The sequence below is a fragment of the Vibrio sp. Vb1554 genome (genome assembly GCF_033344235.1).
The window spans coordinates 59,423-70,494 of sequence record NZ_JAWPOJ010000015.1; the positions used below are offsets into that span (position 1 = coordinate 59,423).

The following is an 11,072-nucleotide window of genomic DNA, read 5'->3' on the forward strand; positions in this document are numbered from 1 at the left end:
TTTGGCCCCGAGGATAAAGGGGCCTTAATGAGAGACATTGAATGTACAAACAAATTCTTGTTCCGGTTGATCTAAATGACCAAGGCTTTTCAGACCGAGCGGTTGAACTAGCGGTTTGGCAGGCAAAGCAAGCAAATGCTCAAATCCATCTTCTGACTGTACTACCTGGTATTCACATGTCGATGGTTGCCACATACTTTCCGAAAGATGCTGCGGCCAAAATGAAGCAAGACGTGAAGCAGCAACTAAAAACTTTCGCTAATGAGCATATTGCTGAAGATGTGGTTCACCAAGTGCATGTTGCTGAAGGCAAGGCCTACGCGACCATTCTTGATTATGCAGAACGTTTAGGCGCTGATCTCATCATTATGCCAAGCCACAAGCGCTCTAAAATCAATAAAGTAATGCTTGGCTCTGTCGCGAGTAAGGTTGTGGAATATTCTCCAATCAATGTGATGGTCGTAAAACCGCAAGGCTAAGTAAATACAGAAACGAAAAAGGACGCTAACATTAGCGTCCTTTTTATATGAAACAAGTAAGGGTTATGCCATCACTGGGTAATCGGTATAACCTTCTGCTCCGCCCAAATAAAAGTGTTCTGGTTTCGCCTCATTAAGAGGTGCATTTTTCTTAAATCGCTCAACTAAATCTGGGTTTGCGATAAAGGGAACGCCAAATGCGACCACATCAACTTTGTTTTCTGCAATTGCTGTTGCCGCTTCTTGTGCACTGTAGCCCACGTTCGCCATTAAGTGACCTTGATAGTTTTCGCGTGCTGGCTTGAGAACATCTGCTTTTTGTACGCCTTTCAGATCCGCACGCATCACGTGCCAATAAGCAAGATCGAAAGAATTAAGTTGCTCTGCTAAGTAACGCACCAAACCAACTGGATCACTGTCTTTCATGTCATTAAATCCATTTAGCGGAGATGTACGCAGACCGACTCTTCCGGGTCCCCACACCTCAACGACTTCTTTCACTATCTCAAGTAAAAATCGAGCACGATTTTCAACCGAGCCACCGTATTCATCGGTACGTAAATTTGAGCCGTCACGAAGGAAGTTATCAATAAGATAACCATTGGCGCCATGTATCTCGACCCCATCAAAGCCGGCTTTCTTGGCGTTTTCTGCACCTTGTTTAAACGCCGCAACAATGGAAGCTATCTCATCCACTTCGAGTGCTCGTGGTACCGTATATGCTTGCTTACCCGAAGGGGTATGGACTAATTCATCACGAATGGCCAATGCGCTCGCCGCTACAGGTGTTTTTCCTTCATTCAGATCAGGATGACAAGCTCGTCCCGCATGCCAAATTTGCAGTACAATCTTACCGCCTCTCTCATGAACCGCATCCGTTACCTTTTTCCAAGCTGCGATTTGCTCTTCGTTGTAAATGCCCGGCTCTGCCATGAAAGCAGACGTACCTTCCATCACCATGGTGCATTCAGCAATGATAAGTCCGGCACTCGCACGTTGAGCGTAGTATTCAACCATAAGGTCATTAGGAATATGGTCTGCGCCAGCACGAGCTCGCGTTAAAGGCGCCATAATGGCACGGTTATCTAATGCTAATTGACCGAGTTCGATAGGAGAAAATAAGTCTACAGAGTTGGACATGTTGTTTACCTCAAATGACAATAACTTGATGGCTAAGGATGAGGTGCCAGACTATAATCAGATTAATATTGAAACAATATGGATAATTGAAAGTGATTGTTCGCAATTTAGAAACAATTGACTTTAGAACGCTTTCTATCTTTGTCACAAGCTGTCGACTACTGAGCTTAACCAAGTGCGCGCTGGAGTTAAACCTACCAAAATCTACTGTTAGCAAAGCCATAACCAAACTCGAACAACACTTTGAAGCCAAACTGCTAGAGCGCACAACCCGAAAGTTAGTGATCACCGAAGCTGGCCAAATGGTTTTAGAGCGTGCTGCAAGCTTAGTTGAGGAATTCCACTCAATTGGCCATGACGTTCAGGAGATGGAACAACAGATCCAAGGCCGGCTGCGTATTTCCGCGCCACCAGCGTTGGATTCGTATATGGCGGAGCACATCTTTTTGCCATTTTTAAAACAATGGCCAAAAGTACAAATTGCGTTAGAAGCATCGAACGATTTTGTTGATCTGTTTTCACACGGCTTTGATATGGCAATTCGAGTCGGTCAGATAGTTGATGATCGATTGATCGCAAAAAAATTAGGCTATACCACTCGAGTCCTGGCTGCTAGCCCTGAGTATTTAGCTGAGTTCGGCGTACCTGAAACGCCAGAAGATCTGACAAAACACAACTGTTTGAGGTATCAATATGTTTCAGAAATAGGGCCTTGGACGCTGATCTCACACGATAATACCGTCAATGTTTCAATAACCAGTAACTTCTCAAGTACAACTGTAGAAGCAATATTGAAAGGCGCACTTAAAGGACTAGGCATCGCTAACTTACCTGTGCAGAACATGACGCAAGAGCTAGAAAGTGGCACCTTAGTCAGAGTGTTACCGCAATGGCACACGGTACCAATGCCTATTTATTTAGTCTATCGTCCTGGAGCAAACCGCCCACGGCGTGTACAAGCAATGATTGACCATATCATGAGCTTAAGATCTCAATTTGAATTTGGACCTCAGCATGGTTTGTGTTGCGGAGAAGCATAACCTAGCAACTATCAGGCACTAGCATGCTGCTCGGATAAATGCCGCAAGCTTCTCACTAGCATGCTGTTCACTCAATGCAGACATATCACCCGCGGCTTCCACTTTACCATCTGCCACAAACACAAAGTGGCTGGCAATCGCTTTGGCATCGCTTAAATGGTGCGTGACCATCAATACGGTTATTCCCCGCTCTGCTGCGAGTTTTTTTACCAAGCTCAGCATCTCTTCACGCAACACCGGATCAAGCGCCGAGAACGGCTCATCCAATAGCCACATGGGATGAGGCTGAACAAAACAACGCGCTAAGGCAACACGTTGACGCTGGCCACCAGAAAGATGCTCTGGCAAACGGTCGAGGTACTCTGCAACACCAACTTGCTGCGCGGCTTGTTCAATCTGACGATTTTGGTCCACCGTAAGCTTTAGCCCTGGGTGTAAGCCCAAACCGATGTTGTCACGCACCGATAAGTGAGCAAACAAATTGTGCTCTTGGAACAACATAGAGAACGGACGCAGATAAGGCTCTTTACGCACAATGGACTCACCATCAACACGAATATCACCACAGCCAGGATGGATGAATCCTGCCACCAACGCCAGCAAGGTTGACTTCCCTGCCCCACTTGGTCCCATCAGCGATACAATCTGTCCTTGCTCAATCGTTAAGTCAAAACGAAACAGTTCACGTTGGTAGGTGTACTGCACATCATCCAACACTAACATTACGCTCTCTCCTTCGTTTTCAATACTTTCTCAATCAAGGCAAAACAGCCCACACTCAACAACAATAGGGTCACCGACACCACCGCAGCTGCGTCCATCTGATAACTGCCAAGCAACTGGAACAAATACAGAGGTAAGGTACGAAACTCTTGTCCACCAAACAGTGCGATGGCACTTAAATCCCCTATTGCAAACATAAAGCTGATCGCAAACGCATGTGCAAACGGCTTGCGTAGCGCCTGCCACTCCACCACTTTAAACCGTTGCCAGCCACGCATGCCTAAGCTGGCACATACATACTGATACTGTTGTTCAATGTGCAGCATTGGCTGCGCTAGCGTTTTGATCACGTAAGGCAAAGCCATCAAACCGTTCACCAAAATCACGACAAAAAATGCCAAGCTAAAAACATCGGTAAATGCGCGCAGTAATAAGAATAAACCGGTGCTAATCACCAGACCTGGAGTCACCAAAATAATGGTGCCGATTAACTCAATCTGATCGGCTCGCGTGTTTTTGTACTGCAACCGCCAACGGCGACTGGTCAATAGTATGGACACCCCTGCAGCGACCGCAAGCGCGCTAGCGACACAGGCGACTTTGAGGGAGTTCAATAGCGCAGACCAAAAACGCTCATCGGTTAATACTGTCCAAACTTGTTGGTTGATGCCACTCAGTAACACCATCAATAACGGCGGTATTACCAGTAAAAAGGCACCTATGATCCAAAAGCTATCCCAAGCTTTTGACCACCCATGATCCTTCGTTAAATATTGCTGTACCGATGTGCTTCCAGCACTGATATAAACAGGCCTTGTTAACTTCTGCACTCCAATAGCAAGCAGTCCACATAACAGCATCTGCCACAGCGCCAATAACGCCCCAGCTTGTAAATCAAAATCAAACTTAATCGCTTGGTAAATGGCCAATTCAATGGTGGTGGATTTTGGCCCGCCCCCCAACGCCATTACAGTGGCAAAACTGGTAAAGCACAACATAAACACCAACCCACAAACGTGGGGAAGCTGCTGCCTTAAACGCGGCCATTCTACCCAGCGAAACTTATCCCAATGGCTCATCCCAAGATGCGCGCAAAGCTTATGCTGCTCGGCAGGAATAGACTCCAAGGCTTGCAGAAGCAATCGTGCCGCGTAAGGTAAATTAAAGAACACATGGGCGAGTAAAATGCCGTTCAAACCGTAAATAGAGAATGGCAGTTTAGTGTCGAAACTTTGCAACCACTGCGCCAACAAACCACTGTTGCCATAAATCGCTAACAGCCCAAAAACACCAACCAAAACCGGCAAAACCAGTGTCGATGCAAACAGCTTAAGCAGTAATGATTTACCAATAAATTGGCGACGCGAAAGTGCGTGCGCTACTGGAATGGCAAAGCCAACACTGAGCAATGTGGAAAGAAACGCTTGGTAGAAACTGAACTTGGTGACATGTTGATAGTACGGGTCGCCCCATACCACAGACACATCAAGTGAAGGGGCTTGAACAATCAAAGCACCTAGGGCAGAAATAACAAAGGTCGCGATGATCATCGCGACCCCTAAACCTATTTTTGGAACAGAATTCAAAGGTAAAACCTATCTCATTCAGATGAGGATGGAAACGTCAGCTAAAACGTCAATGCGCTTTGCCATTCGCGAATCCAAGACTTACGCATTTTTGCCACTTCATCAGCACTAAAGCTCAACGACTTGCTTGGAACACTCAAAGTTTCAAAACCTTTAGGTAACTCAACGTCAGTGACTGGGTACATCCAGTTACCCGTTGGCATCGCCGATTGGAACTCATCACTTAAAATGAAACTCATAAATTGATCAGCAAGTTCTGAATTTTTTGCCCCTTTCACTTTGGCGGCGACTTCAACTTGCATGTAGTGGCCTTCAGCAAAATTCGCCGTAGCAAACTTCGAATCGTTTTCCGCAATTAAGTGGTACGCAGGTGAAGTGGTGTAAGAAAGCACTAAATCGGACTCACCATTGAGGAACATAGAATACGCCTCAGACCAACCTTTCGTGACCGTTACGGTTTTGCTCGCTAGCTTCTGCCACGCTTGCGTCACATCGTCGCCATAAATAGATTTCATCCATAGCATCAAGCCTTGGCCCGGCGTTGAAGTCCGTGGATCTTGGTAAATCACTTTCAGATCGTCGCGCGTTTCCACCAGCTCTTTCATGCTTTTCGGCGGATTAGCCAGTTTCTCTTTGTTGTACACAAACGCGAAGTAGCCGTAATCGTACGGTACAAACGTCGTGTCACTCCAACCGTTTGGTAACACTGTGTTAGCCGTATCCACACCGTGCTCGACAAGCAGACCGGTTTTCTTCGCTTCTGCCATCAGATTGTTATCCAAACCTAATACGATGTCCGCTTTGCTATTACCGCCTTCAAGACGAAGACGATTCAGAATCGACACACCATCGTCCAACGCTACGAAGTTAACGTCACAGCCACATTTTGCTTCAAAAGCTTGCTCGATTTTAGGACCCGGCCCCCAATCTGCGGCAAAAGAATCGTAGGTATAAATAGTTAATGGGTTTTCAGCAGCAAACGCTGAAGTAGAGGTGATTGCAGCTAGGGCAATCAGATTTAGAGTGGGTTTCACTGCTCGCTCTCCATGAGTATTTCAGAGAAATAAGTTGAGCGGCACAGGGTTTGAGGCGGCTATTAAGGACTTCCAATATCCAGACTCAATTCCTACGCCAGCATTATCTGGTTCAGGTAATACGGGTCCCTAGTTAAACACTTAGGTCTCAGCGCCCCAATGCATTGATTGACTCAATGCTAAATGGGTTTGCTCCCCGATGAGTTGGATGGATTGTAAAGGTATTTGAGTGGTTACACAATCAGCTCACGAACGCTGGTCATAACCCCAACGAGGCACCAAACCTTGCTCAATACCTAAGTGGTCAAGAATTCTCGCCACCATAAAATCCACTAAGTCTTCAATGCTCTTTGGCTGATGATAGAAGCCCGGAGCCGCTGGCATGATGGTGACGCCCATTTGCGACAGTTTGTGCATGTTCTCCAGATGCAGCGTTGAGAATGGTGTTTCGCGAACCACGAGCAACAACTGCCCACGCTCTTTCATCACCACGTCAGCGGCGCGCTCAATCAAGTTGTCCGACATACCGTGTGCTATGGCCGCAACGCTTCCCGCAGAACATGGGCAAACCACCATTTGCTTTGGTGCAGCAGAACCAGACGCAACCGGTGAGAACCAGTCATCTTTACCGCAAACGGTGATGTTATCGGGATTGCAGTTCAGGTGCTCTACCAATGCTTGCTGCACCGCTTCTGGGCCACTTGGCAGCTTAAGATTATGCTCGGTTGCCATCACAACACGAGCCGCCGAAGAAATCAGAACGTAGACATGATAATCCGCCGCAACCAAGCATTCTAAAAGACGAAGGCCATAGGGAGCACCAGAAGCCCCCGTTAATGCCAACGTGATGGCTTTTTTATGAGAGGGTTGTGTTTTGTTTTGCATATCAATCAGGCTTTTTGTTTTAACTGCTCAAGAAGTTTTCCGTGAATACCACCAAAGCCACCGTTACTCATGACTAGAATTTGGTCACCTGGTCGCGCACGTTCGACGATCTTGGCTACAAAGTTATCTATATCCGCATCGACAAACGCTGGCTGTGTGCATTGGTCGGCAATGTCTTGCACAGACCACTCGATATTATCTGGCTGGAACAAGAAGACTTCATCTGCACTGTGTAGTGACTCTGCAAGTGTGTTTTTGTGTACGCCACGCTTCATGGTGGCAGAACGCGGCTCTAACACAGCAAGGATGCGTTTTTCACCTACCTTGTTACGCAAACCACCGACAGTAAGTTCAATTGCCGTTGGGTGATGCGCAAAATCATCGTAAACCGTCACACCTTGTTCTTCACCTTTCAGCTCTAAACGGCGCTTGGTATTGATGAAACGCCCTAATGCCTGGCAAGCAAGATCCGGAGTGACTCCAACATGTCGTGCAGCAGCGATTGCCATCAGCGCATTATCCACATTGTGGTCACCCACCAAATTCCATTCGACGGAACCAACCTTCTCGCCTTGCAACGCAACGTCAAATTTTGAGCCATCAAGCACTAATTTGTGCGCTTGCCAGTCACCATTCTCACCAGAGAACTGTTTTTCAGTCCAGCAGCCACGCTCTAATACATCCGCTAACGCTTGATCTTTTCTCGGCGCTAAGATCAATCCATTGCCCGGTACAGTTCGCACTAAATGATGGAATTGGCGCTTGATCGCTTCTAGATCATCGAAGATATCAGCATGATCGAACTCAAGGTTATTCATGATTAAAGTGCGAGGATGGTAATGCACAAACTTAGAACGCTTATCGAAAAAAGCACTGTCATATTCGTCGGCTTCAACGACAAAAAACATGCTTTCACCCAAACGAGCAGACACTCCGAAGTTACCGAGTACCCCACCGACTAAGAAACCCGGTTGATAACCACAATCTTCAAGTATCCAAGCAAGCATGCTCGACGTGGTCGTTTTCCCATGTGTACCCGATACCGCCAATACCCAACGATCATGCAGCAAAAACTCGTTGAGCCACTGCGGGCCAGAGGTGTAACGCATGTTAGTGTTGAGCACATGCTCGACACAAGGGTTGCCACGGCTCATCGCATTACCAATCACCACAAGATCTGGTTGAGGGTCGAGTTGAGACGGGTCAAAGCCTTCAATAATTTCAATACCTTGAGACTCAAGCAGTGTGCTCATTGGCGGATAAACGTTGGCATCAGAACCAGTGACTTTATGTCCTAATTGGCGCGCTAGAATCGCTGCGCCGCCCATAAATGTGCCACAGATACCCAAGATATGAATGTGCATAAACTAAACCTTGTAATGCGTTTTTTAATGCTTTCATTATCGCGATTACCGCCTGAAAAGCGAGTGACTTTAGCCTTCTTCTTGCAGTCCCTTTCACAAATATGACAAGGTTGAACACAGACTGTACAACCTCTTGCTTACTGATGAATCCCTCAAACAAGTCTACAAATAAATTGAGATCTCAAACAGTTACTTCATTACCATTAAAAAGATCTGCGACTTAAACTTACATCCAGCGCAATCGTTTAACATCCATAAAGAGATGCTCACTTGCGCACTACCCCCAATGAAATGAAAATGTAAGGATTAACCATGTCAGGACTGCGCACCCTAGGCGAGTTCATTGTCGAAAAACAAGCGGATTTCCCCCACGCTAGCGGTGATCTATCATCCCTTTTAGCCTCCATTCGTTTAGCTGCAAAAATCGTTAACCGCGAAATCAACGCAGCGGGTCTCGGTGATATCACTGGTGCTGTAGGCACGGAAAATGTCCAAGGTGAAGATCAGCAAAAGCTCGATGTTTACGCGAACGATAAGTTCAAAGCCGCGCTTGAAGCTCGTGATCAAGTGTGTGGCGTTGCCAGTGAAGAAGAAGACGAAGCAGTTGCGTTCAATAAAGAACTCAACCAAAACGCCAAATATGTAGTACTGATGGACCCACTTGATGGTTCTTCTAACATCGATGTGAACGTCTCTGTTGGTACTATCTTCTCGATTTACCGTCGTGTTTCTCCAATCGGTACTCCACCAACTGAAGAAGACTTCCTACAACCTGGTCACAAGCAAGTGGCTGCGGGCTACGTGATTTACGGCTCCTCCACCATGTTGGTATACACAACTGGTAACGGCGTAAACGGCTTTACTTACGACCCATCTATCGGCAGCTTCTGTCTTTCTCATGAAAACATGATGATTCCTGATGATGGTAAGATCTACTCCATCAACGAAGGTAATTACATTCGTTTCCCTCAAGGGGTGAAGAAGTACATCAAGTACTGCCAAGAAAACGTGCCAGAAGACGGTCGCCCATACACTTCTCGCTACATTGGCTCGCTGGTTGCTGATTTCCACCGCAACCTACTGAAAGGCGGTATCTACCTTTACCCAAGCACACAAAGCCACCCACAAGGCAAGCTACGCCTGCTTTACGAATGTAACCCTATGGCATTCCTCATTGAGCAAGCTGGCGGCATTGCATCGGACGGTGTGAATCGCATTATGGACATCAAGCCTACTGAGTTGCACCAGCGTGTACCTTTCTTTGTGGGTTCGAAGAACATGGTTCGCAAAGTTGAAGAGTTCCTTGAACTGCACCGCGACGAAGAATAATTTCAGACCTTTGTCCAACGCGGCAGGTGTTTACCTGCCGCGTTTTTGTCGCTAAAGTGAAACGCGAATTTATCATCAGATGAAGCCGCTTTTGTGTGACTCATCGTTAATGAAAAGGAATATTCTAATGAGCTTAAACCATGTACCAGCAGGCAAGTCGCTGCCTGAAGATATCTATGTCGTTATCGAAATTCCTGCAAATGCAGATCCAATCAAGTACGAAGTAGATAAAGACTCTGGTGCTGTATTTGTCGACCGTTTCATGTCTGCACCAATGTTCTACCCATGCAACTATGGCTACGTGAACAATACCCTGTCTCTTGATGGCGACCCAGTCGACGTATTGGTACCAACACCATACCCACTCATGCCAGGTTCAGTCATTCGCTGCCGTCCTGTTGGCGTTTTGAAGATGACAGATGAATCGGGTGAAGATGCAAAAGTGTTTGCGGTTCCCCACTCAAAAATCTCGAAAGAGTACGAGCACATCCAAGATGTGGACGATATCCCAGAACTACTGAAAGCGCAGATCACGCAATTCTTTGAGCGTTACAAAGAGCTTGAAGCAGGCAAATGGGTGAAAGTGGATGGGTGGGCAGATGTTGCTGCCGCTAAAGCTGAAATCCTAGAATCTTACGAGCGAGCTCAGAAAAAATAAGCATCACTGCTGATACAAAATTAAAAAGAGCTGCTCTAGGGCAGCTCTTTTGCTTTCATCTTACCTGTGTCAACTAGATAAGTGCGCCTGCTGAAGACATTCGTCCAGCGTCGTAGTCATGTTGAAAGAAGGGGTCAACATCATCACAAATGCCAAAATACGGACGCCCGATAACACCGAGCATATAAGCACTTTGCTCGCAATACTCTTGTTTACCTTGCTGGTAACCCGCTTGATAAGCCATTATCAGTTCTGGCGTCGCATGGTTAACATCATCCAGCTTCGCAATTCGCTCCTCAGATAACTCCCGTAATCCATCTAAAGCTGACTGCTTACCAAACACTTGCCAATCGGTCACATTATTCGAAGTCGGTAGTGTTGTTTGTGCGCATGCAGCAAGAAGCAACGCCATTACTCCAATTACGAATGTTTTCATCGTGACTCCTTAGTGTTTAGCTCGTTGCTATTGATAATGTCAGTATAGCTCACACCTTTTGACACCAATCTCCGGAAGCGATTTCTTCGGTTAACTGCTCAGTATCTTGATATAAGTAGATCCAAGCTTGGCCAAAAGGCGTAACGATGCTCTCTCGGCGATATTCCACTGGCACATCTTCTAACCTATCTAGCTCAGATAAGGTTTCATCATCAATCAGATACACTTCACCTTGAATCGAGCGTTGCCCAACAGACAACGCTGGATAAGGGCCTAAGTCATACATTGCAAATTGAGCATCCGTTTCATGTAAACCAAGAAACTGCGCCGAGCGCAAATACTGATGGTTGTACTCTCCCTTGCGTAACGTGCCGTAGACAAAAATCAAATGCTGCATA

The 11,072-nt window shown here is 46.5% G+C and carries 12 protein-coding genes and 1 riboswitch; of the genes, 4 read left to right on the forward strand and 8 right to left on the reverse strand.

Going from position 1 to position 11,072, the window contains the following annotated elements:
* Positions 1 to 41 precede the first annotated feature (41 nt).
* Complete coding sequence (locus R8N28_RS13825; protein ID WP_262602492.1) at positions 42 to 479, forward strand: universal stress protein; 438 nt, start codon at positions 42 to 44, stop codon at positions 477 to 479.
* A gap of 63 nt (positions 480 to 542) precedes the next feature.
* Here the strand turns inward: R8N28_RS13825 and R8N28_RS13830 are convergent, their stop codons facing one another.
* Complete coding sequence (locus tag R8N28_RS13830; RefSeq protein ID WP_025768366.1) at positions 543 to 1,619, reverse strand: alkene reductase; 1,077 nt, start codon at positions 1,617 to 1,619, stop codon at positions 543 to 545.
* Between the two features lie 92 nt (positions 1,620 to 1,711).
* Between R8N28_RS13830 and R8N28_RS13835 the strand changes: the two genes are divergently transcribed.
* The gene (locus R8N28_RS13835; protein WP_262635430.1) at positions 1,712 to 2,659 is read left to right on the forward strand and encodes a LysR family transcriptional regulator; all 948 of its coding nucleotides are present in this window, start codon (positions 1,712 to 1,714) and stop codon (positions 2,657 to 2,659) included.
* 18 nt (positions 2,660 to 2,677) lie between these two features.
* Here the strand turns inward: R8N28_RS13835 and thiQ are convergent, their stop codons facing one another.
* The 5 genes from thiQ to mpl all read right to left on the reverse strand — a co-directional run bounded on the left by thiQ (position 2,678) and on the right by mpl (position 8,251).
* Positions 2,678 to 3,382, reverse strand: coding sequence for a thiamine ABC transporter ATP-binding protein (gene thiQ, locus R8N28_RS13840; protein WP_171345714.1), 705 nt, complete (start codon positions 3,380 to 3,382; stop codon positions 2,678 to 2,680).
* Positions 3,382 to 4,968, reverse strand: coding sequence for a thiamine/thiamine pyrophosphate ABC transporter permease ThiP (gene thiP / locus R8N28_RS13845; RefSeq protein ID WP_262635431.1), 1,587 nt, complete (start codon positions 4,966 to 4,968; stop codon positions 3,382 to 3,384). The genes thiQ and thiP overlap by 1 nt, the downstream gene beginning before the upstream one ends.
* 41 nt (positions 4,969 to 5,009) lie before the next feature.
* Positions 5,010 to 6,002, reverse strand: coding sequence for a thiamine ABC transporter substrate binding subunit (gene thiB, locus R8N28_RS13850; RefSeq protein WP_262602490.1), 993 nt, complete (start codon positions 6,000 to 6,002; stop codon positions 5,010 to 5,012).
* A 72-nt stretch (positions 6,003 to 6,074) separates the two neighbouring features.
* Positions 6,075 to 6,211, reverse strand: a riboswitch (TPP riboswitch).
* Between the two features lie 37 nt (positions 6,212 to 6,248).
* Positions 6,249 to 6,887: a flavin prenyltransferase UbiX gene (locus tag R8N28_RS13855; protein WP_262635432.1), complete on the reverse strand. Its 639-nt coding sequence runs from the start codon at positions 6,885 to 6,887 to the stop codon at positions 6,249 to 6,251.
* 5 nt (positions 6,888 to 6,892) lie between these two features.
* Positions 6,893 to 8,251 carry a UDP-N-acetylmuramate:L-alanyl-gamma-D-glutamyl-meso-diaminopimelate ligase gene (mpl, locus tag R8N28_RS13860; RefSeq protein WP_262602489.1) on the reverse strand — a complete coding sequence of 453 codons (1,359 nt, stop codon included), beginning with the start codon at positions 8,249 to 8,251 and terminating at the stop codon, positions 6,893 to 6,895.
* A gap of 312 nt (positions 8,252 to 8,563) precedes the next feature.
* On the opposite strand from mpl, the gene fbp reads away from it, so the two are divergent.
* A complete protein-coding gene (fbp, locus tag R8N28_RS13865) occupies positions 8,564 to 9,580 on the forward strand; it encodes a class 1 fructose-bisphosphatase (protein WP_005383114.1) in 1,017 nt (338 codons plus the stop codon).
* 127 nt (positions 9,581 to 9,707) lie between these two features.
* Entirely contained in the window at positions 9,708 to 10,238 is a 531-nt protein-coding gene (gene ppa, locus R8N28_RS13870) for an inorganic diphosphatase (protein WP_005379635.1), read from the forward strand.
* A gap of 73 nt (positions 10,239 to 10,311) precedes the next feature.
* Here ppa and R8N28_RS13875 read toward each other — a convergent pair whose 3' ends face one another.
* Positions 10,312 to 10,674: a DUF2799 domain-containing protein gene (locus R8N28_RS13875; protein ID WP_238966716.1), complete on the reverse strand. Its 363-nt coding sequence runs from the start codon at positions 10,672 to 10,674 to the stop codon at positions 10,312 to 10,314.
* Positions 10,675 to 10,723: 49 nt separating this feature from the next.
* On the reverse strand, positions 10,724 to 11,071 hold the full coding sequence (locus R8N28_RS13880; RefSeq protein WP_025768359.1) for a gamma-glutamylcyclotransferase: 348 nt from the start codon (positions 11,069 to 11,071) through the stop codon (positions 10,724 to 10,726).
* Position 11,072 lies beyond the last annotated feature (1 nt).